The 23,896-nt window shown below is 49.2% G+C and carries 21 protein-coding genes, 6 pseudogenes and 1 riboswitch; of the genes and pseudogenes, 2 read left to right on the forward strand and 25 right to left on the reverse strand.

The genetic code is table 11. The annotated features are described in order from the left end of the window. Positions 1 to 173 precede the first annotated feature (173 nt). A riboswitch (purine riboswitch) is annotated at positions 174 to 274 on the reverse strand. A gap of 232 nt (positions 275 to 506) precedes the next feature. After that, the gene (locus P378_RS04200; protein ID WP_099082374.1) at positions 507 to 686 is read left to right on the forward strand and encodes a zinc ribbon domain-containing protein; all 180 of its coding nucleotides are present in this window, start codon (positions 507 to 509) and stop codon (positions 684 to 686) included. Between the two features lies 1 nt (position 687). Here P378_RS04200 and prpE read toward each other — a convergent pair whose 3' ends face one another. From prpE to metF, 13 genes and pseudogenes are all read right to left on the reverse strand, one after another. Further along, positions 688 to 1,464, reverse strand: a complete 777-nt coding sequence (gene prpE, locus P378_RS04205; RefSeq protein ID WP_099082375.1) for a bis(5'-nucleosyl)-tetraphosphatase PrpE — start codon at positions 1,462 to 1,464, stop codon at positions 688 to 690. Between the two features lie 63 nt (positions 1,465 to 1,527). Beyond that, the gene (locus P378_RS04210) at positions 1,528 to 1,740 is read right to left on the reverse strand and encodes a DUF2892 domain-containing protein (RefSeq protein ID WP_099082376.1); all 213 of its coding nucleotides are present in this window, start codon (positions 1,738 to 1,740) and stop codon (positions 1,528 to 1,530) included. Between the two features lie 20 nt (positions 1,741 to 1,760). Then, the gene (locus tag P378_RS04215) at positions 1,761 to 2,075 is read right to left on the reverse strand and encodes a hypothetical protein (protein ID WP_180260981.1); all 315 of its coding nucleotides are present in this window, start codon (positions 2,073 to 2,075) and stop codon (positions 1,761 to 1,763) included. Positions 2,076 to 2,089: 14 nt separating this feature from the next. Then, positions 2,090 to 2,491, reverse strand: coding sequence for a prenylated flavin chaperone LpdD (gene lpdD / locus P378_RS04220; protein WP_099082377.1), 402 nt, complete (start codon positions 2,489 to 2,491; stop codon positions 2,090 to 2,092). A gap of 5 nt (positions 2,492 to 2,496) precedes the next feature. Further along, positions 2,497 to 2,622 carry a hypothetical protein gene (locus P378_RS22745; RefSeq protein ID WP_274378637.1) on the reverse strand — a complete coding sequence of 42 codons (126 nt, stop codon included), beginning with the start codon at positions 2,620 to 2,622 and terminating at the stop codon, positions 2,497 to 2,499. A 74-nt stretch (positions 2,623 to 2,696) separates the two neighbouring features. Continuing rightward, positions 2,697 to 4,603: pseudogene (gene selB / locus P378_RS04225) on the reverse strand (selenocysteine-specific translation elongation factor). Beyond that, positions 4,600 to 6,030, reverse strand: a complete 1,431-nt coding sequence (gene selA, locus P378_RS04230) for an L-seryl-tRNA(Sec) selenium transferase (RefSeq protein ID WP_099082378.1) — start codon at positions 6,028 to 6,030, stop codon at positions 4,600 to 4,602. Before selA ends, selB begins: the two are co-directional and overlap by 4 nt. Before the next feature lie 93 nt (positions 6,031 to 6,123). Beyond that, a pseudogene (locus P378_RS04235) lies at positions 6,124 to 6,842 on the reverse strand (FadR/GntR family transcriptional regulator). A 154-nt stretch (positions 6,843 to 6,996) separates the two neighbouring features. Further along, positions 6,997 to 7,719, reverse strand: coding sequence for a FadR/GntR family transcriptional regulator (locus P378_RS04240; RefSeq protein WP_099082379.1), 723 nt, complete (start codon positions 7,717 to 7,719; stop codon positions 6,997 to 6,999). 135 nt (positions 7,720 to 7,854) lie between these two features. Beyond that, positions 7,855 to 9,654 (reverse strand): L-lactate permease, encoded by a 1,800-nt coding sequence (locus tag P378_RS04245; protein WP_099082380.1) that lies wholly within the window; start codon positions 9,652 to 9,654, stop codon positions 7,855 to 7,857. A 602-nt stretch (positions 9,655 to 10,256) separates the two neighbouring features. Continuing rightward, entirely contained in the window at positions 10,257 to 10,508 is a 252-nt protein-coding gene (locus P378_RS23390; protein ID WP_338013827.1) for a carbon-nitrogen hydrolase family protein, read from the reverse strand. Further along, entirely contained in the window at positions 10,463 to 11,116 is a 654-nt protein-coding gene (locus P378_RS04250) for a nitrilase-related carbon-nitrogen hydrolase (RefSeq protein WP_338013828.1), read from the reverse strand. The genes P378_RS23390 and P378_RS04250 overlap by 46 nt, the downstream gene beginning before the upstream one ends. Before the next feature lie 101 nt (positions 11,117 to 11,217). Then, positions 11,218 to 12,083 (reverse strand): annotated as a pseudogene (metF, locus tag P378_RS04255) (methylenetetrahydrofolate reductase [NAD(P)H]). 211 nt (positions 12,084 to 12,294) lie between these two features. Between metF and P378_RS04260 the strand changes: the two are divergent. Next, positions 12,295 to 12,786, forward strand: coding sequence for a rubrerythrin family protein (locus P378_RS04260; RefSeq protein WP_099082381.1), 492 nt, complete (start codon positions 12,295 to 12,297; stop codon positions 12,784 to 12,786). 66 nt (positions 12,787 to 12,852) lie between these two features. Here P378_RS04260 and mqnC read toward each other — a convergent pair whose 3' ends face one another. The 12 genes and pseudogenes from mqnC to P378_RS04315 all read right to left on the reverse strand — a co-directional run. Continuing rightward, positions 12,853 to 13,920 (reverse strand): cyclic dehypoxanthinyl futalosine synthase, encoded by a 1,068-nt coding sequence (mqnC, locus tag P378_RS04265; protein ID WP_180260982.1) that lies wholly within the window; start codon positions 13,918 to 13,920, stop codon positions 12,853 to 12,855. Next, positions 13,913 to 14,760, reverse strand: a pseudogene (locus P378_RS04270) (menaquinone biosynthetic enzyme MqnA/MqnD family protein). Before P378_RS04270 ends, mqnC begins: the two are co-directional and overlap by 8 nt. Beyond that, the gene (gene mqnE / locus P378_RS04275; RefSeq protein WP_099082383.1) at positions 14,760 to 15,863 is read right to left on the reverse strand and encodes an aminofutalosine synthase MqnE; all 1,104 of its coding nucleotides are present in this window, start codon (positions 15,861 to 15,863) and stop codon (positions 14,760 to 14,762) included. The pseudogene P378_RS04270 and the gene mqnE overlap by 1 nt, the downstream one beginning before the upstream one ends. 56 nt (positions 15,864 to 15,919) lie before the next feature. Next, positions 15,920 to 16,786: a UbiA-like polyprenyltransferase gene (locus P378_RS04280; RefSeq protein ID WP_099082384.1), complete on the reverse strand. Its 867-nt coding sequence runs from the start codon at positions 16,784 to 16,786 to the stop codon at positions 15,920 to 15,922. Beyond that, positions 16,776 to 18,221 (reverse strand): menaquinone biosynthesis decarboxylase, encoded by a 1,446-nt coding sequence (locus P378_RS04285; protein WP_099082385.1) that lies wholly within the window; start codon positions 18,219 to 18,221, stop codon positions 16,776 to 16,778. Before P378_RS04285 ends, P378_RS04280 begins: the two co-directional genes overlap by 11 nt. A gap of 89 nt (positions 18,222 to 18,310) precedes the next feature. Continuing rightward, entirely contained in the window at positions 18,311 to 19,027 is a 717-nt protein-coding gene (locus P378_RS04290; RefSeq protein WP_099082386.1) for a demethylmenaquinone methyltransferase, read from the reverse strand. 19 nt (positions 19,028 to 19,046) lie between these two features. Beyond that, positions 19,047 to 19,817, reverse strand: coding sequence for a polyprenyl synthetase family protein (locus P378_RS04295; protein ID WP_099082387.1), 771 nt, complete (start codon positions 19,815 to 19,817; stop codon positions 19,047 to 19,049). A 171-nt stretch (positions 19,818 to 19,988) separates the two neighbouring features. Then, positions 19,989 to 20,372: pseudogene (speD, locus tag P378_RS04300) on the reverse strand (adenosylmethionine decarboxylase). A gap of 330 nt (positions 20,373 to 20,702) precedes the next feature. Then, entirely contained in the window at positions 20,703 to 20,990 is a 288-nt protein-coding gene (locus tag P378_RS20925; RefSeq protein WP_238472867.1) for a hypothetical protein, read from the reverse strand. A 47-nt stretch (positions 20,991 to 21,037) separates the two neighbouring features. Beyond that, positions 21,038 to 21,232: a hypothetical protein gene (locus tag P378_RS20930; protein WP_238472868.1), complete on the reverse strand. Its 195-nt coding sequence runs from the start codon at positions 21,230 to 21,232 to the stop codon at positions 21,038 to 21,040. Continuing rightward, positions 21,193 to 22,935: a hypothetical protein gene (locus tag P378_RS04305; protein ID WP_238472869.1), complete on the reverse strand. Its 1,743-nt coding sequence runs from the start codon at positions 22,933 to 22,935 to the stop codon at positions 21,193 to 21,195. The genes P378_RS20930 and P378_RS04305 overlap by 40 nt, the downstream gene beginning before the upstream one ends. 637 nt (positions 22,936 to 23,572) lie before the next feature. Further along, positions 23,573 to 23,870: pseudogene (locus tag P378_RS04315) on the reverse strand (IS1380 family transposase); the annotation flags it as partial. Positions 23,871 to 23,896 lie beyond the last annotated feature (26 nt).

A 23,896-nucleotide genomic window follows, 5' to 3' on the forward strand; every position in this document is an offset into this window, starting at 1 on the left:
GGCGGCTTGTTGGAGCCTTCGCTTTTCTGATCCTTATGTAAGTAAAAAGCCCAGGACGATAGGTTTTCATACTCATCAGAGCGAAACCTACCTCCTGGGCTTTTATCCCTATAGGTGTAGCGTAAAAACGCCTGTACCGCTTGGACCAAACCAACTCTAAAGATTGTGGAACCCTAGGTACACTTTCCCTCCGTAGTCGGGCAATTTACGGTTGCCCGGTAGAAACACTTGAGCCAATTCCCAAGCATATACGGATTAATTAACATGTCCAAACTCATACTACCAAGACCGTGAATATTTGTCAACGAGCAAACATCTACATTCGACAAAGTAAGAGCATCTTTGCAAAACACTTTTATACCTCACAAGAGCAATAAAAAATCCGGAAAAAACCGGACTTTTTATTTTTCTTTGCATACTATATTGCAGGCTCTGAGACAACAAAGGAGTGTATAGCATCTCACCTCTCATCTCACTTCCCACTTCTCAAAACGGAGGTCATTGGTATGGTTGTTTGCCCTTACTGCCAGAGGGAAATTGAATTGGGCCTGGATACCTGCCCCCATTGTGGAGTCACCATGATTTACTTCTACAAATGCAAGCGCTGCAGCCAGGAGATTGCAGCCACCGGGATATTAAAATTCTGCCCCCTGTGTGATGCTGATTTATCGGATCAAATGAATTAAACTACCTTGTCGCAGACAACGCTCTCATTTCCGGCCGTAAATAATACACCTCTTTGGCCGAAACTTGTACAATTTGCCGCTCCGGATAGCGCAGCGCCGTGAGCTTGCCGCCCATCGCACAACCGGTATCGATATCGATGGTATTATTGCGAAATTCCGGCGCCTCCACAGGCATATGCCCGTAAACCACCAGGGCTTTACCACTGTAATGCTTGGCCCAGTCCCTTCGAACCGGCAGTCCTTCCGGCGTTACTTCACCGGTGGGGTCGCCGTACAGGCAAAAACTTTCGACCCGTTTGTTTAACCGGCCAATCATGTCCTCCTTGATTCCTGCATGGGCCACCACCAAATTCCCGTCATCCAGAATCAAATAAGGGTGGGCGGCATTATAAAAGGATAAAAATTCATTGGTAAAGATTTCTCTTTCCGGAGGAGACAATGCTGCCAGTTCCTCCACCGTTTTTTCCAAGCCGTATTTGACCTGAACATTCCCTCCTTTTAAAACCTTGCTTAATTTCTTACAATGATTCCCCGGCACGTACAGGGCATCGCCCCGGTGTACCATCTGCATGGCCAGGTCTATGCTTTTCAGGCAGTGTGGTCCCCTGTCTCCCATGTCACCCAGGAAAATCACTCTACGGCCTTGAGGATGCCGATAACTTGCATTCTGTTTATGATAGCCCAGTTTGACCAGTAACTCCGTCAACTCGTCAAAGCAGCCGTGCACATCTCCGATGATATCAAAGGGTCCCTTCTCCTTTCTCCGATCAAATGACACCGGTATCCCTCCTCAGAAAATTTCCTAGAAAAGAACGTCCGGCAGGAACCGGACGTTTACCTATTAAAAGAAATCCTCATCTTCATCTTCCTGACCCAGCCAGTCGATGACGGGATCATATCCGATGATCCCCACTGCCGTAGTCTTCAATCCAAGCAGCGCCATCCCTTTTCCCAGCATCGATTTACGAAAGTTTTCAGAGCGACCCAATCCGGTAAATGCGAGACCTCCCACCACGCTTAGCAAACGCTCGGTGAAATTCATATTCTGCCGCATTTTATTCACCTCCACTGTTATTATGGACAGTGAACAGGATTGTCTCTCAACGTAATGTCTGTCAAAACTGGTATTTCATTGGTTAAGACCTCTTCCTGGAAGCGCTTCATGGGGCGGAATTCACTCCAGCCACAGGAATCGCAAGCAAGCAAATGGACACAGCATTCTTCGGTATAACCCTTGTAGCCATCTTCAAAATTTTTTTGATCTTCATAGGCGCTGTAAGGGTCATAAAAGTCCTGGACCACTCCCAGATCATCAAGGTCATGGCCGCAGTTGGGACAGCCAATGGTTAGCGTGTAAAGCCTATTACATAACACACATAATTTTTCCAAGGTTTTTCACCCCGTCACTTTTCTAGGGATATTGTGTCCCTTTCCGGGTAATTTAAAAGCTTGTCCACGGTTTGCCAGCAGTGATCCACCAGGAGTTTTATTTCTTCCCCGGTGGCATGATCAATATGGATGCCTGCTACCAGCACCACCGGCTGCTTAAAATATTTGGCTAATTTTTCTGCAACCGGTTTGGCCAGTTCATCCTCCTTGTGTCCCAGCATGGGCAAAACACTGGAATTGCTGCTCCATTGACAAGGATCCTGCAAACTGGGCCTGGGTATGGAAAGAACCACCGCTCCCACATGGGGTCTTTCGCCTCCATACAACTGGCATACCAACCCCTCCGCAGTAAAACTGGTGACAAGTTCCACCCGGTATCTGCCTTCCCCGGCGGATACGGTTAAGGTTTTTATCATTGGATTCATCCTTTCTGGCAGTGAGAACACCGGGGCGCCATAACTTTGCCGCCCAGCAGGTTTTCCAGCCGGGCTAAACCGCTCCAGCGGGCTAAAACAAACCTGGAGTGCATCATGACAGAATCTACCATGGCGATCCCTCGGGAATTCGGCCAAAATAAAATAGACCGGGGCCTATTTAAAAGAGACAGTCACGGACTGTCTCCTATATTAGAACACGGTTATCCCCTACCCGGCGGGTGATCCTTTCACGGTCAAATGATTCCAGCAAGGGTAGGGTGAATTTGCGGGAAGTGTTGAGTAAATCTCTGGTTTGGGCCACCGAGATTTCCTTGTTTTCTTTCAGAAAATCAATAATCATTTGCCTGGCCTGCCGGTACCGTTCGGCGGAAAAATAAAGTTCATCATCGCCCAGCTTTACCAATTTGCCTGTCCGCAACAGAAACTGCAGGTACTCCTGTGCTTCGCTGTCCTTCAATTTATGATTTTTCACCACTTCACTCCAGGAAGGGGGTTGAAAATGACCCTCCTGAATGGTATTAATCATGGAGTCAACCAGTCTCTTATGCCCGGCGGACAGTTCTCCGGTAAAGTCGGGGCCGGCCAGGGTTTTGTCATGGAGTTTAACCACGCCGTCGGTCTCGAAAGCCTGTAAGAGATGCTGGAAATTCTTATGGGTAACGAAGGAAAACCTTCTGGAACGCAACTCCTCCTTGGGATACCCCTCCCTCAGGGGATATTCCCGCTGGTAGCTTTCCAACATGCTTCTCATTTCCTGGCCCCAGGTGCGATAGACCGACATCGATACAAACAGGTCCTTCTTATCCGCCGGAATGACTTTAATTTGTTCCTCTGCGGTCAGCTTTTGCAAACCGGCGCTGACATCCGGAGCCGGCAACCCGGTGGCAGACATCAATTCCTCAGCGGTAAACAACCCCTGCTTGCCGGTCAGGAACTGGTCGATTAATTCTTCGGGGGTCCCCATTTCTTTGGTGGCCAGCGCCTCCAGCACCTCGGGTCGGAAACGTTTGTGTTTGGGCGCATTGGCATCAATGACAGTGCCTCCCCCGATAGTCCGCATGGGAGAATAGGAGCGGATGACAAACCTGTCGCCCTTACCGGCAACGGCTTCTCCCTCCAACTCCAACTGGGCATAGACTTCCTGTCCCGGCTCCAATTCCTCCCTGTCCAGCAGCCTGATCCTGCCCAGGACCTCATCGGTGCCCAGATACAGCCTTACCCTGGCCCTATTTTTCAGGACTTTGGGGGCGCTCTCCAGCAGCAGGAACCGTACATCCATCCGGTGCGACGGCTCTACGCTGTTGGGGGTGACCAGGACACTGCCCCTTTTTACTTCCTCCACTTCCAACCCCGTCAAATTCACCGCGGTACGCTGTCCTGCCCGGGCCTGCTCCACTTTTCTGCCGTGCACCTGGACAGAGCGCACCCGGGACACCAAATTGTTGGGCATAACTTGTACAGTGTCTCCCACCGTAATCCGGCCTGCCAAAAGGGTACCTGTAACCACTGTCCCAAAGCCGGTAACGGAAAACACCCTGTCTACTGGTAACCTTAATTTCCCGGTACTGACTTTCTCTTCAGTGTCATCGACGAATTTGTCAATCAACTGCAGCAACTGGGGGATTCCCTGCCCGGTGACGGAGGATACCGGAATCACCGGGGCCTGGCCGAGGACTGTACCCTTCAGGAATTCCTTTAGCTCCTCGGTGACCAACCCCAGCCATTCTTCATCCACCAGGTCCACCTTGGTTAAGACCACAATCCCCCTCTTTACCTGGAGCAATTGAATAATGTCCACATGTTCACGGGTCTGGGGCATCACGCCTCATCGGCGGCAATGACCAGCAAAACCAGGTCAATGCCCCCTACCCCGGCCAGCATATTTTTGATAAACCGTTCATGCCCAGGCACATCCACAATACCTGCCTGCTTGCCGCTGGGCAGTTTTAACTGTGCAAACCCCAGTTCAATGGAAATGCCTCTCTTTTTCTCCTCCTTTAACCGGTCTGTGTCGGTGCCGGTTAAGGTCTTGATCAGCAGGGTTTTGCCGTGGTCCACGTGCCCTGCTGTACCGATAACAATATGTTTCATAACCGGGACACCTCCGCAGAATTTAGTACGCCGGCCATCACTTCCGCCAGCAGGTCCACTTCTTCCGCTTGAACTGTCCGTAAATCCAGCTGATATTGGCCGTCCTGCACCCGGGCCACCACCGCAGGTTCCGCCCCGCGCAGTTGAATGGCAAGCTCGTCCACCGACAGGCTTTCCGTTACACAGGAAACTAAATAGGTGGGCAATTCTGCCGTCGGCATGGACCCCCCGCCCACCTGGGATGACCCCTGGACAATCTTGACCTCCACGCCGGCGGTAAGTTTTGATTTAAGCTTGGCAGCCAACTCCCCCGCCCTTTGCAAGATGACGTCTGTGGATTCTGTCAGCATTCTCAGGGTGGGAATCTTGTTCAGAACGTTATCATGATCGAAATATTCCCTGAGGGTGGCTTCCAGGGCCGCCACGGTAAATTTGTTGATACGGACAGCACGGGTGAGGGGATTCTTCTTCATTTTTTCTATATATTGGCGTTTTCCGACGATAATTCCCGCCTGGGGACCGCCCAACAGTTTGTCACCGGAAAAGGTCACAACATCCGCTCCGGCGGCTACGGTTTCCTGCACACTGGGTTCCTTGGGCAAACCATACCGGGCCAGGTCCACCAAAAAACCACTGCCCAAATCGGACATGACCGGGATACCGGACTCCCTGCCGATTTCCACAAGTTCTTCAACAGAGGTCTCCCGGGTGAAACCCACAATGCGATAGTTGCTGGTATGGACATGAAGCAATAACGCTGTATTCTCCGTAATGCCTTTGCGGTAGTCCGCCGGGTGGGTTTTATTGGTGGCCCCTACCTCCACCAATGTGGCGCCGCTTTGCTCCATCACTTCCGGAATTCTGAAGGAGCCTCCGATTTCCACCAGTTGCCCCCGGGACACAATGACTTCTTTGCCCCTGGCCAGGGTTCCCAGGGCCAGCAGCACCGCCGACGCATTGTTATTTACCACCAGGGCCGCTTCGGCGCCGGTCAGCCGTGTGAGCAGTTCTTCCACTGGCTCATACCGGGACCCCCGTTTTCCTGTGTCAAGATTGATCTCCAAATTGCAGTAGGCAGAGGTTACGGCGTCAACAGCATGGCGGGCTGATTTGGAAAGCAGCGCCCGTCCCAGGTTGGTATGCAGCACCACGCCGGTGGCATTGATCACCCTGCGCAAATTAAACCTGGTTTCCGCTGCTACCAGGGCCAATGACTTTTCAAGCACCAGTTCATTAAGTTCTTCAGGGTTCCCGGTATAATGCCCGTTTAAAATAGCTTTTCGATAAAAATCGAGGGCCCCCCTGACCCCGTCAACCACCACCGGCCTCGGGTGTATTTCCAGTAACCGGGCAATCCTGTGGTGTTTCATGATTTCATCAACTTTTGGCAGTTCCCTAAGCAACGATTTGTCAATTACAGACCTCATTTTGTTCCTCCGTACTCACGTTCTCCACTCATTATATGGCATAAAATGCCTAAAAAGCAAGAAACCCAGCTCGGGCTGGGCGGGTGAGTTTTATTACGATACCGGTCTACTCATATTTTGAATCAGGCCTTTTTCCACGTTAATCAAATGATTCATCATGGCGTCTCTGGCCTCTTTTTCATCCCCGTTTAAAATTGCTTGGTAAATAATTACATGCTGTTCATAAAGACGTTTTGGCGTTCCCGGGGTAAGGTATAATTTCTCCCGAACATTCTTCATTTCCTTTATCATGGTTTCAGAGATGGAGTTCATCAATCTCATCAGCAGGGAATTATGGGCCGCGTCGGTTATGGCATAATGAAACTTCAAGTCGGACAAATCCCCCAGGCTGCCTCTATTGATGTCCTCGTTCATTTTGTCCAACCAGTATTTCATATTGTTCAGATCTTCCTTTGTCCGACGCAAGGCCGCCAACGAGGACGCCTCTGTTTCAATAATTTTTCTCAGCTCCAAAAGTTCAAACAGCGTATCTTTCCCCGTTAGCACCGCCAGGGACATGATATCTGTCATGGATTTTGTGCCGATCTCCCGCACAAAGGTCCCCTCGCCGGGTCTTATGTCGATAATGCCAATGGCTTCCAGGGTGCGGTAAGCCTCCCGAACAGCGGAGCGACCAACTTGCAGCCGGTCTGCCAGCTCTCTTTCAGGAATCAGCTTGTCGCCCGGGTTCAGTTCACCCCGCACGATCATTTCTTTAATTTGTTCAACAATCTCTTCGTATATTTTTTGGGTTTGATTGGTTTAAAGTCCACAATAAACACTCCAAGCTGACTGTTTATAGAATAAATTTTATCTTACTTTAATAAAAATCCAAATAATTAATAACTGTAAATATTGTAGCACAAAACAGAGACTCAAACCAAAGATATTTCGGAAAAAACAAAATCCGGCCGAAGCCGGATTTTATTATGAAAGGTTGGATAGAATCAATTTTTCTTTTAGTTCTTTTTCCGTTCTTGACAGATGCTTTAACATTGCAGACCGGGCGGCGATCTCATCACCTCTGGCAATGGCCTCATAAATCACTTTATGCTGTTCATACAACCTGCTGGGAGTCCCGGGAGTCAGGTACAGGTTTTCCCGGGCGGTTTTCATTTCCTGTTTCATGGTTTCCGAGATCGAATTCATCAGCCTTGTCAGCAATGAATTATGTGCAGCATCTGTGATCGCATAATGAAATTTTAAATCAGACAGATCGCCCAGATTAGCGTTCTCGATGTCCTGGTTCATCTGCTCAAGCCAGTTTTTTATTTCCTTTAAATCCTCGTCCGTTCGCCTGACGGCGGCCAGGGCAGCTGCTTCTGTTTCAACAATTTTTCTTAATTCCAGAAGCTCAAAAAGAGTGTCCTTACCGGTCAAAACCGCCAGCGACATAATATCTGTCATAGGCTTGTTACCTATTTTTCGGACGAAGGTTCCCTCACCCGGTTTGATTTCAATGATACCTATGGCTTCCAAGGCACGGTAGGCCTCGCGTACCGCCGAACGTCCTACTCCCATACGTTCGGCCAGTTCACGTTCCGGAATGAGTTTGTCGCCTGGATTAAGCTCGCCCCGGGCAATCATACCTTTGATCTGGTCGACGATCTCTTCATAGATTTTTTTTGCTTTAATTGGTTTAAAGTCCACAGGCAACACTCCAGGTGTGCATTTTGCTTAATGACTTTTCTATATCCTTATAGTATGGAATAAAAACACATGAAAAACCAGTTTTTCGGAAGAAAGTTATGGAATCATGGATCCCATAACTTTCTTACTTAACTTTTAGTGAACGCTGATTTTGGCGCTGTCTTTGCCAAACTTGCCGTCGCCTACTTGTTTGTAAGCATAAACGGCGATCGCCAGCACAACCACGGCGGTAGCAGCCATAATCAGGGCTCCCTGGCTGCGCAGGGCGGCCTCAGCGGCGGCAACGGCTTCCGGAGACAACTTGGCTGCAGCTTGCTTGGTGGTTTCATAAACGGGAATCATCCAGGTGAATACATAGGCCTGCAGGTAGGTGATGACGCAAACGATGGATGTAAAGAACAAGCTGTGCAGTACGGTGAAGCGGAACAGGTCGCCTTCTTTGCCTACCAGGTTGCATGCAGCGGTGGCAACAGCGATGGACTGGGGAGAAATCATCTTGGCCGCAACCCCGCCGGAAGTGTTGGCAGCCACTGTCAGCACAGGATCCACCCCGATATCGGTAGCGGTAACGGCCTGCATTTTACCGAACAGCGCGTTGGCAGAGGTGTCAGAACCGGTTATAAACACGCCCAGCCAGCCAAGGATTGGAGAAACTAACGGGAACAGGGCTCCGGTTACGGTAAATGCTTTACCCAGTGTAGGTGTCATACCAGACCAGTTTGCTACATATGCAAAGCCTAATACGCAGGCAATGGTAATGAGCGGGAAAGTCAGGCTTTTCACGGTTTCCCTGAAGGTCTTCATAAAATCACCGAAGCTGATCTTCAGGATTAAGGCGGTAATGATGGCAGAAATTAGGATGGCAGTACCGGCAGCAGACAGGTAGTTGAACTTGTAAACCACTTCAATGGGTTTTCCGCCGGCAATAATCACTTTGTTAATGGCATCAAAAGGAATCTTGATGGTGACAACATCCAACAGAGTCTTTACGGACTTAAGGCCCCAGTCACCGATCAGAATGGTCAGAACGATAAAGGGAGACCAGGCCTTGGCGATTACACCAAAGGAATGCTTCTTGACTTGCAGAGTAGCTGGCGGCTCATCTTTAAAACGCCACACATTTTTAGGTTTCCAGGTTCTTAAAAAGAGTACCATAGCTACGATGGATACCAGGGCGGAGATAATATCGGGTAGCATGGGGCTCAGGTAATTGGCCGAGAACCACTGGGCAACTGCGAAGGACACACCGCATACCATGATAGCGGGCATAACTTCCTTGGCGCCTTTCCAGCCTGCCATGATAAATACCAACCAGAAGGGTACAAATACGGACAGGAAGGGTAACTGGCGACCAACCATTTGGGAGATGGCCATGGCATCAATGCCGGAAACCGCACCGGCGGTGATGATAGGGATACCGATACCGCCAAAGGCAACCGGCGCGGTGTTCGCGATTAAGCAGAGACCGGCAGCATACAGGGGGTTGAAGCCCAAGCCCACCAGCATACCGGCGGTGATGGCCACAGGGGTACCAAATCCGGCGGCGCCTTCCAGGAACGCACCAAAGCAGAAGGCGATTAACAGGGCCTGCAGGCGGCGGTCATCGGTAATGGCTGCAATGGAGTCCTTAATGATTTCAAACTGACCGCTTTTAACAGTTAACTGGTAAAGGAATACTGCGGTAAGAACAATCCAACCAATGGGAAACAATCCGTACAAGGCACCGTAAATGGAGGACCAAACTGCCAAATTGGCGGGCATCCCGTGCACAAAGACAGCAACACCAATGGCCAGAAGTAAGGTAATACTACCTGCTATATGACCCTTCATCCTGGCAATGGCCAGGGCATAAAACATAAATAAGATCGGAATAGCTGCCACCAGGGCAGACAGGAACAAGTTATCTAACGGGTTAATGACTTGTGTCCATTCCATAATTTCGTCTCCTTTGCTCAATGTTGTAGACTGCAAGTAAGGAATCAAGTAAAAAGCAAAATAATAAAAACAAACAATACAAAAAGATACAAAACAGTGGTGAAATCACGATAATAAAAAACGCCTAAATCCCTTAATGTTTCGTTCATCTCCACCTCCCTGATTTGTTCTTTTGGCCAACAGGTTTAACAGCCTCCTGGCTTACTGGTGTAACCATGTTGGAGCCAAAAATTTTATTGGTTGTCATAAAGTTGAACGATTTCTTCTGATATTATTGATATCTTTTCTTTAACATTCGGTATCTTCAGTTTATTGCAAGCAAATGTATAATTATGCAGGAGAACAAGCCGCACTGGACAGCTATACCCCCTAATGTCAAGCCGGAGATAAGAAGTCTTAGGGAAAACGGAACTAAATATTTTAAATTGTTAACCAATTAATGCAATATTATAAAAGCATCCGGTAAAGTAGTCAAGTATTATGATGGTCTGACCACATAGATTGCATAAGTTTGTCCGAGTATTGTTAGTTTTCAGTATATTAAAAAAATCGATAAAAAATCAATGTTTATTTCGTATTAAATCACAAAATTTAATCATGGTTTAATGAATCCGTGCTTGATTTTTTGGTTTTCCTACCAATTCTTTATACAGTTCCGGTCTTCTGGCCTGCAAATAAAAACTGTTTGCCATGGATTTGGAATTCTGTTCCCTGATCATGTTAATTTTGGTGCAGTCTAAATCCGCCATCACCATCGACTCTGCTCCCCGGAAATCCTCCGCTATGACATTGCCTTTAGGGTCAATGATCAGAGCTCCCCCGCAAAAATGATGTCCCCGGCCATCGTCCCCCACCAGATTGCAGGCCCCGATAAAGACGGTGTTATCATAAGCCTGGCCGGCAGGTACTTCAACCAGATGTCTCTGCGGTCACCCACAATGGAGGGAGAGGCATGGGGAGCAAAGATAATTTCGCATCCCTTCAGGGACAGAATGGTCGTCATTTCCGGAAAATGCATATCCCAGCAGATTTGAATGCCGAATTTCGCCTTGGGGGTTGAAAAAACCTTAAATTCATCCCCTGCACAAAAATATGGCTGTTCGCTTTTTCCTAGGTGAGTTTTGCGATATTTTTCCACCGTGCTGTCAGGATGCACTACCACTTGGGTTATGAAGGGCTTCTTTTCTTCATGATTCCTTTCTGCCATACCTGTAATCAGCGTTATATTACCTTCCCTGGCCATTTGCACCAGGGAAGCAATGAACTGACTCGTGGCAATGTCTTCCGCAAGCTCCCAGGCCGCTTCCCGGTCATAACCTTGTACACACATTTCGGGAAAACAGATGATATCCACCGCTTTTTCCGCGGCCTCCCGTACAAATCGCTGCATGGTGGCCAGGTTTTTTTCCACCTGCCCCAATTTTGATTTCATTTGGACCAGGGCAATTCTCATATTCTGCATAATTAAACCTCAACGCTATCCCTTTTCAAGTTGGGGACGGTTCTTGACTTGAAATAGTATTAAGCAAATACCGCACTTTGGGGTGCGGTATTGGGGTTATTTTAGGCTTTGCCCACATTTCTTAGTATTTCGGTAATCTGCTGGGGTTTATTCATGGTGTACAGGTGAATGCCTTCCACACCGTTATCAAGTAAATCCTGGACTTGCCGGCTGGCGAATTCAATGCCGGCTTTTTCCATATCCTCACTGTTGTCTACGTATTTATCCACCATCATCAGAAGTTTGGCCGGCATGGAAGCCCCGCACAAGGAAATAATCCGCTTAATCTGCTTGGCGTTCAACACAGGCAGGACACCGGCAGCTACCGGACATTGGATGCCGATTCTACGGGCATTTTCCATAAAGTTATAAAAAACTCTGTTGTCAAAGAATAACTGGGTAATTAAAAAATCTACCCCTTGATCCACCTTAAATTTTAACCGTTCCAAGTCCTCGCTCAAACGATTGCAGCAGGCATGGCCTTCGGGGTAAGCAGCCGCGGCTACACAGGTATCGCCGTTGTTTTTGATATATTTGACAAGATCGGAGGCATATTGAAAGTCACAACCGGAAAAATCATAATCCGGGTTGTCTGCCGGCGGGTCGCCCCGCAGCGCCAGCACGTTCTCGATGTTTTCTTCCTGCAGGCCCTTTAAAATTTGATCAATTTCTCCGCAGGAGTGTCCCACACAGGTCAAATGGGCCAGGGCCTCTACCTGGTACCTGTTTTTAATCCTGGATGCAATTTCTTTGGTCCTGTCCCGGCTGCTCCCGCCGGCACCGTAGGTAACACTGATAAAATCCGGGTTTAATTTAATTAAGCCTCCAGGGTTGCGTAAATTGTCTCCACGGGGGCGGTGCTTTTGGGAGGAAATATCTCAAAGGAAATAACTGTTTTTTTCTGCTGGTACAGTGTTGAAATCTTCATCTTTTATCATCACCCTGTCAAAATGTATTTTGTCTATTGTTTTATTATAACTGGTGTTGCATAAATGGGAAATAACAAATTGTTTTCCGATTCCTTACAACAATCTTAACTCTTGTGCCAGGTTCTTGCGCATATAATTTGGTAATACTATACTATTAACTGTCTTAACAGGCATAAAAAAACAAATAAGATAAGTAAGGAGGATTTTTCAATGACCAGCGAAAACAATCTGAAAGCCGCTTTTGCCGGGGAATCCCAGGCCAACCGCAAATATCTTGCCTTTGCCGCCAAGGCTGACCAGGAAGGCTATCCTGCCGTCGCCAAGTTATTCAGAGCCGCCGCCGAAGCGGAAGCCCTGCATGCCCTGAGTGAATTGAAAGCCCTGGGTGGCATTAAATCCACCGCTGAAAACCTGCAGGCAGCCATTGACGGGGAAACCTATGAATTTACCCAGATGTACCCCGGCTTTATCGAGACAGCAGAAACAGAAGGCAATGAACAAGCCAAGCGCGCCTTCCATTATGCCAATGAAGCCGAAAAGGTGCACGCCGACCTGTATAAGAAAGCCTTAGAGGCCCTGGAGAAGAAGGAAGACATCGACTACTATCTCTGTCCCGTGTGCGGCTACATTCACGAGCGCACAGCCCCAGAGAAGTGCCCCATCTGCGGCACCAACGGCAGCGCTTTTAAAAACCTGGGATAACAAAAGCCACCCCCTGGGAGGTGGATTTAAGAAGTGAGATGGGGCAAACATCTCACTTCTTTTGTTTTACATTTCCCTGATAATCCTATAATCCGTTGTCCTCTGGGCCGGTCTAAATCCGGCATCACGGATGCAGTGGAGGATCTCCTTCAGAGCCACCCGGTAGGTAACCCCGGCGGCCCGCACCACATTTTCCTCCAGCATGGTGCTGCCGAAATCGTTGGCGCCAAAACGCAGCGCCACCTGGGCGAGCTTGGCCCCCTGGGTCACCCAGGAAGCCTGCAGGTTCTTCACGTTATCCAGCATCAGCCGGGCCACCGCCAGGGTCTTCAGGTACTCCACCCCGGAGGCGGTTTCCCCTCCCAGGTCTGTATTCCTGGGTTGGAAACTCCAGGGAATAAAGGCCGTAAACCCGCCGGTTTTCTCCTGGGCCTCTCTGACCCGGACCAGGTGGAGAATGCGTTCTTCTGCCGTTTCAATATGCCCGAACATCATGGTGGCGGTGGTTTTCATCCCCAGACCATGGGCGGTGGTCATGACCTCCATCCATTCTTCCCAGGTGATCTTTTCCGGGCTGATGGCCTTACGCACCCGGTTGTCCAGGATTTCAGCGCCGCCGCCCGGCAGTGAGTCTAAACCGGCATCCTTAAGCTTCTGCAAAACCTCCCGCAGTGAAAGACCTTCTTTTCTGGCGATATGCCAGATTTCCGGGGGCGAGAAGGAATGGATGTGAATGTCGTATCGTTCCTTGATGTCTTTCAGCAGCCCGACATAATAGTCCAATCCCAAATCAGGGTGCAGCCCACCCTGAATCAGCAGCTCCGTTCCCCCGGCGGCAACAGTCTCGTCAATTTTTTGATATAACTCTTCCCGGGTGATCACATAGGCATCCCCGGCGCCCGGTTCCCGCCAGAAGGCGCAGAAACGGCATTTGCAGCCGCAAATGTTGGTATAGTTAATATTACGGTCAATGATAAAGGTTACCCGGTTTTCCGGGTGCAATCTTTGCCGGACAGCGTCTGCTGCCGCCCCCAAAGCAATCAGATCAGAAGAATTTAAGAGGGCAACGCCCTCTTCCACACTCAGCCTTTGACCTGCCACAGCCTTTGCCAGTATTTCTTTCACCTTAGACATCTTCTTCACCCCAAAAAGACAAACGCACCCGTTCCTCAATCAGGCCGCTTTTGTAACAGTAATCATAGAAAGTTAAAAGGGCGCTGCGGTGGTCCTCTTCAAATTCATTGTTAATGGTTTTAAAATAGTCCTCGAGATAATCCATGGGTAAACCGGTGCGGCGCCTGCTTTTTTCAACAGTACGGCCATGGTGTCCTGAGAAATCTGCTTTGCTTCAACCAGCAGGTTGCAAAGGGCCTGAACATCTTTGGGATGCTCTTTGGCAAAATCCTTGCGGATCACCCACAGGGCATAAACCATTTTTTCGCCGGTAAACTGCTTCCAAACGTCACCCAGATCCGTCACGTGATAAGGCAGCTGATCCTGCAGGACCCTCCGGTGGGCCCGCATGGCATCATCGCCAATCAACAAAGCGGCATCTCCTTCTGCCATCATTTTCTCCAGATCCGGCGGTACGGTAACAAGATTGGCATCCACGTGATAATAGTGGTCAAAGAGCACCTTTAATAAAGCCACGGAGGTGGCGGAAGAAGAGGTCAGACAGACTTTTTTTCGGTCCAGTTCGGTGACAGGTACATGACTGAATAAAAGAATACTCTTGACCGGCCCGTCGGCACTGACCGATAAGTTAGGCAGAATCATGCATTTATCAATATTTCTGGCATATTCAATCGAGGATATCGAGGCTACGTTTAGTTGACCGTCCAAAAACATTTTATTCAACATGGTGGGTGGTCCTTTGACCAGCTCACCATCAAAGGGCAGAATGCCATCCTCCAAAGCATGGAAGACCGGTAGCGTGTTCAGGTAATCCACCTGCCCAAACCGTATTCTGGCCACTAAAAACCCTCCCCAATTACATTGTACAGGGTGTCTCGTTCAACGGGTCGCTTACCTGCAGCCTTAATCAAGTTGATTAATTTATTTTTAGCCATAAATTGAGCGGTTTCCGCCCCGGCATCATGGACAATTTTTTCCTCAATAACGGTGCCATCCAAATCGTCTACCCCAAAGGACAAAGATACCTGGGCAATCTTTGGACCAATCATGACCCAGAAGGCCTTGATATGATCAAAGTTGTCCAGCATCAGTCTTGCGATGGCCAGGGTTTTTAAGTCATCGTAGCCGGTGGTCAACGACAACTTGTGAGATGCCAAAGCGGTATTTTTAGGATGGAAGGCCAGCGGGATAAATGCTAAAAAGCCACCGGTCTTATCCTGTAATTCCCGTAATTGAAGCAGATGATCAATTCTCTCCTCGATTGTCTCCACATGCCCGTAAAGCATGGTGGCGTTGGTTCTCATTCCAACACGATGGGCTGCTTCATGAACCTCCAGCCAGCGTTCCCCGCTGATCTTTTTCTCACAAATGATGTCCCGTACCCGTTGAGCAAAAATCTCTGCCCCACCTCCGGGCAAAGAATCCAACCCCGCATCCATTAACGTTTTGAATACCTGTTCCAGGGACAGGTTATGGGTTCTGGCTAAATAGTCAATCTCTACAGCGGTAAAGGCCTTAATGATTGCCCCGGGCGCTGCAGCACGGACACGCTGCAGCATTTCCACATAATAATCGATTTTAAGCTCTGGATTTAGGCCTCCTACTATATGTATTTCAGAAACCTTTAATCCATGACTCTCTTTTGCCTTTGCTTCCACTTCGTCAAGGGACAAGGTATAGGCTGCTGCATCTTCTGCTTTCCTGCCAAAGGCACATAGTTTGCAAAGATTCTCACAAACATTGGTATGATTGATATGCCGGTTTACGATAAAAAAGGTTTTATCATCGTTCTTGCGTTTTCTCACGATGTCCGCCAGGTAACCGATGGCCAATAATTCATTGGATTGATAAAGACGCAAGCCGTCCTCTCTGCACAGCCTTTCTCCGGCTTCTACCTTTGCCTTGATATCTCGCAATTGACTGTTTGCAAAAAGATAATCCATGGTTTTCTCCTTTCTTTGCCAGCCAGGTTGCTGCGGCTGGTTGCTAGGGAGGCCTCCTAAAACACCTTCAAAGGAAGCAAAATGTCTGCCATTGTGCAGGCAAACATCACGACACTCAGGGTTCCGTTTAAATTAAAGAAGGCAAGTCCGGTTTTTGAAAGGTCTTCGGGTGTAACCAGAATATGCTGGTAGACCAGCAGGCCGGTGGCAATGGCAACACCAATAAAATAAAACAAACCTAAATGTAGCATAACGCCTACCCCCAGGAAACAGAGGGGGGCTAAAACATGCACAAGGGTTGAAATTTTCAGGGCATTCTTAATGCCAAACCGGGCCGGAATGGAAAAAATGCCCTCCCGCCGGTCAAAGTTGAAGTCATCACAGGCGTAAATGATGTCAAAACCCGCTACCCAGAGCAAGACACCCACCCCCAGCAGGACCGGGGCCGGGTGAAAGCTGCCGGTGATGGCCACCCAGGCTCCCAGGGGAGCCAACCCCAGGGCGATGCCGCACCAAAAATGACAGGTCCAGGTAAATCGCTTGGTAAATGAATAAAAACTAAGGGCAAAGACCGCCACCGGGAACAGTTTAAAAGCCAGGGGGCTCAGATTATAGGCAGACACGGCCAGCAGGCCGAAGGATACAAACACGTAAACCCATACCTCGGTCACTCCCAGCAGGCCCCTAGGCAGCGCTCTGGCCGCCGTGCGAGGGTTTTTGGCATCAATATGCCGGTCCACCAGCCGGTTAAAGGACATGGCCGCCGTCCGCGCGCCCACCATGGCCAGGGTGATCCAGAGGAAATCATGCAGCGAGGGAATCTGCTGTTCGGTCAGCAGCGCCCCGATGTAGGCAAAGGGTAAAGCAAAAATGGTATGTTCAAACTTAATCATTTCGAGAAAGACCCTAAATTTAGAAGCCATAGCTTTTCCACTTCCTGTCCACCAGGGACTTGATGTCTTCACTCATCACGATGTCACCGGGCCACTCCCGGGTATGTCCTTCGGCGGGCCATTTCCTGGTTGCATCAATGCCCATCTTGGCGCCGTAGTAGGGCATGGGAGAGGAATGGTCCAGGGCATCCAGGGGTCCGTCCACAATCATGACATCCCGCCGGGCGTCAATGTTGTTGAAAACCCGCCAGGCCACTTCAGAGGGATTCTGGACATCCACATGGTCATCCACTACGATGATCAGCTTGGCAAACATCATCTGACCCATCCCCCACAGGGCATTCATAACTTTTTTGGCATGACCGGGATAACGCTTTTTTATCGAAACAATGACACAGTTGTGGAAAACGCCCTCCGGCGGCATGTTCATGTCCACCACTTCGGGCAGCTGCAGCCGCAGCAGGGGCAAAAAGGTTCTCTCGATGGCCTTGCCGATAAAGTTATCTTCAATGGGTGGTTTGCCTACGATGGTGGCCGGGTAAATGGGGTCCCTGCGATGAGTAATGCAGGTTAAGTGAAAGACCGGGTAGTAGTCCGCCAGGGAATAATAGCCGGTGTGGTCGCCAAAGGGACCCTCCCAGCGGGTTTCCTCATGGTCCACATAGCCCTCCAGAATAATTTCAGCCCGGGCCGGCACTTCGATGTCAACGGTTTCACATTTGACCATTTCCACCGGTTCCTTGCGGATAAAGCCGGCCAGCAGCATTTCATCAATGCCCGGCGGCATCGGCGCAATGGCAGAGAAAATACAGGCCGGGTCGGTCCCCAGGGCCACAGCCACTTCCAGGCGCTGCTTTTTTTGCTTTTGTTTGCGGTGGTTTTCGGCGCCATCTTTATGCTTGTGCCAGTGCATGCCGGTGGTTACTTCATCATAAACCTGCATGCGGTACATGCCGACATTTCTCCGGCCGGTGTCCGGGTCTTTGGTAAACACCAGGGGCAATGTAATAAAGGGGCCACCGTCCAGGGGCCAGCACTTGAGAACCGGCAGCGAAGCCAGAGAAGGCTTGTCCCTGACAACCACTTCCTTGCAAGGGCCAGTACGGACGGTTTTCGGTATAAAGGAAGAAAGCTGTGCCAGCTTGGGCAAAGCTTTCAGCTTGTCCATGAAGCTGGTGGGAAGTTCGGGCGGCTGCAGAAATTCCATCATTTCCCTGCCGATGTCGTCCAGTTCTTTCACCTGCAGGGCCGTTTTCATATGTTCCAGGGACCCCATCAGGTTGGTGACCACCGGCATCGGGTAGCCCTTCACATTTTCAAACAGCAGTGCAGGGCCGCCCATTTTGCAAATCCGGTCCGTAATTTCAGTAATTTCCAGGTCCACACTGACCTCAGTTTTAATTCTCTTCAATAAGCCTTTGTTTTCAAGGGTTTTCAAGTAATCTCTTAAGTCCTGATACGCCACGTTCTATGCACCATCCCTAGACTGAATATTTATAGAGGGACTTTTTTGGACCTTAAATGAAAAATTTCTCACTTCCCACATCTCTCTTCTCACTTGATGCCAACGTGAACGGCCACAATGCCGCCGGTGAGCTCGTGATAGACGGCGTCTTTGAGCCCCACTTTGGTGAAGATGTCTTTGATTGCGGACTGGTGAGGGAAAATTTTCAGCGAATTGGGCAGCCACTGGTACGGGCCGTCCTTCCCCACGCCCAATTTCCCCAGCAGGGGTACCAGTTGTTCAAAGTACAGGTAGTAAAGCTGCTTAAAGACCGGAGCTCTGGGTTTGGCCAGTTCCAGGGAAACCACCCTTCCCCCCGGCTTTACCACCCGCCTCATTTCTGCGATACAGCCTTCTACATCAGGAACGTTTCTCAAAGCAAAACCGATGGTGGCACAATCAAAGGTATTATCCGCAAAGGGCAAGGCCATGGCGTTGCCCTGGATTAGCTCAATGTTATTTTTATAAGGTGTTTTTTCAATGTTGCGAACAGCCTGGGCCAACATGTTCTCGCAAAAATCCAGCCCGGTCACCCGGCCGGAGGTCCCTGCGGCCTTGGCCAGCTCAATGGACAACATGCCCGTGCCGCAGGCTACATCCAGGGCGGTCCCTCCTGGCTGCAAACCGGTTTGCGATACGGCAAAACGTCTCCAGTATTTGTCCCTGTTAAAGCTCAGGGTGGTATTCATCAGATCGTAGCGGTGTGCGATGGTGGAAAACACCCCGTGCACAAACTCTTCTTTGCTTTTCCCGTTGTACTGCTGCAAGACGGTAGTTCTCCCTTCTTTACACGACCTTACGAACGTCCTCTTCCGTTAAACGCAAAGCATGCACAAGATAATTCAACATGGCTTTTTCCGGACGGTTGGGCAACTTGTCCAGAGCCATTAAGGCTTGATCGAAGTATTTCATACTCTGAACGTTTAAACGGTTCCTTTGCAGGAGACCGTACACCATACCCAGATTTACCCCAAACTCGTAAAGGGATTCCCGGTCTTCTTCCGGAGCCCCGGCCAGGTCCCCCGCCAAACGGGCGGCGCCGGCCATTAATTCCGCTGTTTCCAATCGTACTATGTCATTAACCAGTTGGTTATTGTCTTCTAACTTGTGCAGGCTTTTTTTGTGCAGGATGCCGCCCTCATGCATAAAGCCAATGATTTCGGCCAGGGGGCGCAGGAAGCGCAAAAGTTCAGCATCACAGAGGGTGGTAAAAAATTTGCCGTAAAGGTAATCCCCCACCAGGACAGGAAATTGGGTGCCGTCCCGGGGGTCCCCCAGGCGAGACTGGACGGAGGTTTCCGGTATCTGCTTATGAATATGGGAAGCCATAAAAATAAACTGCACAATGGCACCAAGGGAAATCACCTTAGGAGACCTGCAGTTGTATAATCCGGCCGCAATCAAAACCACCGCTGGGCGAATAAAATTTTCCATCGGGGAAAATTCCACATGCGCATACTCATCTACATGCCCGGCTTTAATAGATAACTGACTTTTAATCGTATTATGAATAATCTGAATATCTTCTCTGATGCTTGCAAAAACGTCGCCTGACATCAAAAAGCCCCCTTTTTGGCGGTTAACTTATTATTATTTCGTTAAGCTTAACAAATTTCCTCCCTTCAGGGCCTGAAAAAAGGCACAAAAAAACTAACGAGCCTCGCTCCATCTTTCCGATGAGCCAGGCTCGTCAGTTCCTACTACTCTTGGTACTAATAAATATCCCTCCTATGAGTTTACGGCCACCATACGCGGCGCCATTCCAGGCAGGATTCCTCTCTTAGTCTCCTGAGCAGCCATATCCTTAGCACCAAATTCTCTGGTTAAGAAGTTGCATGCATCCCAGGGATTCACTGTATCCCCGCAGGTGAATACATCGACCGCAGCATAGCCTAATTCAGGCCATGTATGAATGGCAAGGTGGCTTTCACTGATGACTACAACGCCACTAACACCCTGTGGGCTAAACTTGTGGAATACGACTTAGCGGACCTCAGCCCCCGTTTCCAGTGCTGCGTTAACCATAATTTCCTCAACCTTCTTCACATCATTGAGGACTTCAAAATCACAGCCATAGATTTCAGCCAAGACATGGCGGCCCAAAGGTTTCATTATAGTTATCCTCCTCCTTTAATTAATAAAATGTTGGAACTAACAAGCCCATTTACCATTTTTTCCGGGCTGGCTAATTCCAACCAAAATCAATTTTAGCATAAACTTTTTCCTTGTCAATAAAATTTTACGCAAATTTTGCCTCTAATTGGCGAATATATTTATTTGCAACTTTATTCACGTGATTTATGAATTTAACTAAATATTCTGCCACAATTTAAGGGTTTTTCTCACTCCTGCACCCCTATATTCAATTATTATAGTATCCCAGGGTCATGCCTGTTCATCAAAAATTACTTAAGGAAGTTCTTTAACCGAAAGCAGGTTTTACTAAATGGTATGCTTGTTGTCCGGCCTTTGTTCCGATAACACCAGGTAAACCAGCGGCGGGGCGCCAAAAATCATGGTGGTGGCCGCAGCCACAACACCGGAATCGTTAAAGGCGAAAGCAACCAGGGCGCCGGTAACCACCCCGATAAAACCTTTAAACAGGTAAGGGTATTTTAACCGGATATTTTCCATTACACCCCTGGGCCGGTAAAACAATAGGGCCAGGACCGCCAGGCTGGCCAGCAGTATCCTGCTCCAGACGGTATAGCGCAGCAGTTTCATATTCATGGCCCATTTCCGCTGGATGATCTCCAATGCCTGGCCGGGTCCTGCATTTAAGACGAGGGACGCAGTGTTCCCATGTGTGAACGCAAATCCGGCGGCCTGGAAAGATCAAAGGCGATAAAACCAAGGACCGCCACCACCACCAGCAAGGCTACCAGCATGACGGTGCGGAACCGGAAACGAACGCCCATCAGCAAAAGAAATGTCACCAGCAGGGCAGAGGCGGCCGCGATGGTGCCCCCCACATTGGTCCCGATGTTGGGCGCTGCCATGGCATACACGGTAAAAAGGAACAGCAAACCGCTGGCTGCAATAAGTGGCCGGCGCCATTTGGCCCAGTATTGAATGGAGCGGTGGTGCCAATGATGATGGAACCAATTAAGACCCCCATGTACTCATTGCCGATGCCATAGAACCTGGCCCCCACAATGGGGTCATACCCCAACAGGGACTGTTTCTGTAAATAAGACGCATTTAGGAGGTCGGTTAAAATGGTTCCCGCACTGGCGATGCAGATAAAGATAAAGGGATCTAATCCCAGCTTTCTGTTAACTAGGATCGCCGCACCCGCAACCACCAGAGTGGTGATAACGAGCATGACGGCCATCACTGCCACCGAATGCCGGGGTAACAGCGGCATTAAGAGTTCGGCCAGGGGAACCGCCATAACCACCAGCAGGAAAGGTTTGATAAGCTCCGCCATATGCCGCCTGAAGAAGATGCCGTACATGGCCGTAAACAACACAATCAGCTGCAGCAAAACATAGGCTGACTGCAGCGGAGGTCTGGCCTGGTAGGTTGTAACCAGCTGCTTGTTTAAAGTGCTCAGATAATTTAAGCCGGTTTCCTGTAACTTTAAACCGGACACCAGGAGTGGGCGTCCCGACATGCTAACCACCGGCTCCAACCCCAGGTATCTGAGAACGGTGGGAGCGATATCGGTGTTCATGACAATGCCGTCCCTCTTTGTGGTGCCGGAGGTTAACAGGGAGCCCGGTTGAAAACCCGGCCCCACGGCAATGATGGGAGTTAAACTGTTATTTTCCTTGACCGCCTCAGTTGTAGGGGTGGGGGTAACCACCAGCAAAACTTCCCTGGAAAAATCCATTTCATCTGCTAAATCACCCACAAACCTGTCGATCCCACTAAGGACATCGGCCCTTTGCCTGGCATAGGTGAAATCGGTGCCTTTGTCCTTTTCTTCATAGATTCTGGTGGCATCTCCTGTTTCAATAACAATAAAAGATGCGCCGTTATGCCGGTATTCGTTAAACTTTTTTAATACCCTGGCAAAATTGGTGCGATAGGAACCAAGAACGGCCTGGTCCTGCAGCAGGACTGTTTCATCTACACATCCCATAGCCGTCAAACCCTGTTTATCCATGGTGATGGTGGTGGCCAACCTTCTGTGAATCCCGGCGGTGTCGGCGTTGCCGATGACTGCGGTTTTCCTTCCCGCTTCCTGCAGGGCCTGGCCCAGGGCGCCGGGTATCGCAGGGTAAGGCAGGGCTTCATTGGTACGGGTCAACTTGCCAATGGCCAACTGAAGGACGGACCCCTCCGGGGCCTGCCAGCCGGTCCGGCGATGGTATTCCTTAGCGGCCGAAGTGCCCGTAACTTGTTCATAAGCATTAAAACCATTGAAGGCTTCCCCGGCACCAATCAGGTGGGCTCCGCCGCCAATGGTGGGATAGGTATGTTCCGAATAAATGCCGGCGCCGGTATTATTGTTCAGCAGCCCCGTGGAACCCCGGTTGGCTAAAGCTTTTATGTTGGCTAATTGGGTGCCTTCGTAATCCTGAACGTTTATTTTGTCAATCAGGACCAATACAACCCTTTCCGCCCGGACGGCATCCTCCGTCCCGGCTGCCTGGGCCGGGGGTCCAATGGTTAGCAGAAAAATGCATAGTAAACTGGCAATCACTTTACGCCAGAGAGAGTAACCCAATCTGATCCCTCCATGTCTGTGCCGGTAGATCTCTCTTGTCTTAGTTTTGATCCTCATTGCTCTGAATAATCTTTTTTTCCGTTAATAACAGGAGTTATGCACTTGATGGGAATAAATGGAAATTCATAACCCCAAAAAGTTTTTTTTAAAAAGACTCTGATAACTGGCAAAAAGACTTGACATTTCTGGAAGTCCCCCATAATCGCTTTGGATGGTACTTTCTACCATCACTCTGGTGATATGGGTGATACGAATGAAGGAACTATGTAAACCGACTTTCGAGAAAAAGGATCATGGTCAAGGTGCCGGAATACCGGTCCTTAAGTCAATCTGGGATTTGTTTGACCTGTCTCTGCTGTTTTCCCAGTCCGGAATACGCAARCACTCCGGGACTCCRGCCTGGCTTCTAGCTTTTGCCTACATTWGYGGYCTGGTTAATCATGCMMSWTCCCWMWKCRAARTGGTAAGGTACTTTTTCAACGCCAGCTGTCGGATCCGCTGCTGTGAGCAGTTGATCCAAGTCTATTTTGACACGGCAACCGAGCGTTTTTCAAGTCTTATTGATAAATTCTGGCCGCAATATTTGAAACTGGGGTTATGGAGTTGGAACTATTTTCCTGATACTGCATAACTCCTGTAATGAGATGGAGAAAAAWTTATCTTCTCGGAACGGTTCTATATGGTCAAAGTCACTCTTACYCTGGCACAMCAAGCCAATGTAGGCAATAGCAACGCTCCATATAGAGATATGGGGATTYTTTTGCTCAGTAGCCATTGTTTTGTTTAGGCGTGTTTTTAACTTGGTGTTAGCCAGTAAMGCACCTATGAGAGCCAGACCGTAATGAGTGGTTCAGTCCTCGTTACCTTGTTCAATAACAAAGAATAGTTTGCTTATCGTCGTTCTTATTTTTGGTTTTGTTTTTCAACTTTTTCATGTAGCACCCCCGAGGTGAATATTGGA

It is taken from the genome of Desulforamulus profundi (genome assembly GCF_002607855.1).

Coding starts and splice junctions, on each gene's coding strand:
- P378_RS04280 (WP_099082384.1), bottom strand. CDS start 16,786: ATGGCTTCTAAATTTAGGGTCTTTCTCGAAATGATTAAGTTTGAACAT.
- mqnC (WP_180260982.1), bottom strand. CDS start 13,920: ATGTCTAAGGTGAAAGAAATACTGGCAAAGGCTGTGGCAGGTCAAAGG.
- P378_RS20925 (WP_238472867.1), bottom strand. CDS start 20,990: ATGAATATGAAACTGCTGCGCTATACCGTCTGGAGCAGGATACTGCTG.
- lpdD (WP_099082377.1), bottom strand. CDS start 2,491: ATGATAAAAACCTTAACCGTATCCGCCGGGGAAGGCAGATACCGGGTG.
- P378_RS04260 (WP_099082381.1), top strand. CDS start 12,295: ATGACCAGCGAAAACAATCTGAAAGCCGCTTTTGCCGGGGAATCCCAG.
- P378_RS04295 (WP_099082387.1), bottom strand. CDS start 19,817: ATGTCAGGCGACGTTTTTGCAAGCATCAGAGAAGATATTCAGATTATT.
- mqnE (WP_099082383.1), bottom strand. CDS start 15,863: ATGGATTATCTTTTTGCAAACAGTCAATTGCGAGATATCAAGGCAAAG.
- P378_RS04200 (WP_099082374.1), top strand. CDS start 507: ATGGTTGTTTGCCCTTACTGCCAGAGGGAAATTGAATTGGGCCTGGAT.
- selA (WP_099082378.1), bottom strand. CDS start 6,030: ATGAGGTCTGTAATTGACAAATCGTTGCTTAGGGAACTGCCAAAAGTT.
- P378_RS04250 (WP_338013828.1), bottom strand. CDS start 11,116: ATGCAGAATATGAGAATTGCCCTGGTCCAAATGAAATCAAAATTGGGG.
- P378_RS04210 (WP_099082376.1), bottom strand. CDS start 1,740: ATGCGGCAGAATATGAATTTCACCGAGCGTTTGCTAAGCGTGGTGGGA.
- P378_RS04245 (WP_099082380.1), bottom strand. CDS start 9,654: ATGGAATGGACACAAGTCATTAACCCGTTAGATAACTTGTTCCTGTCT.
- P378_RS22745 (WP_274378637.1), bottom strand. CDS start 2,622: ATGGTAGATTCTGTCATGATGCACTCCAGGTTTGTTTTAGCCCGCTGG.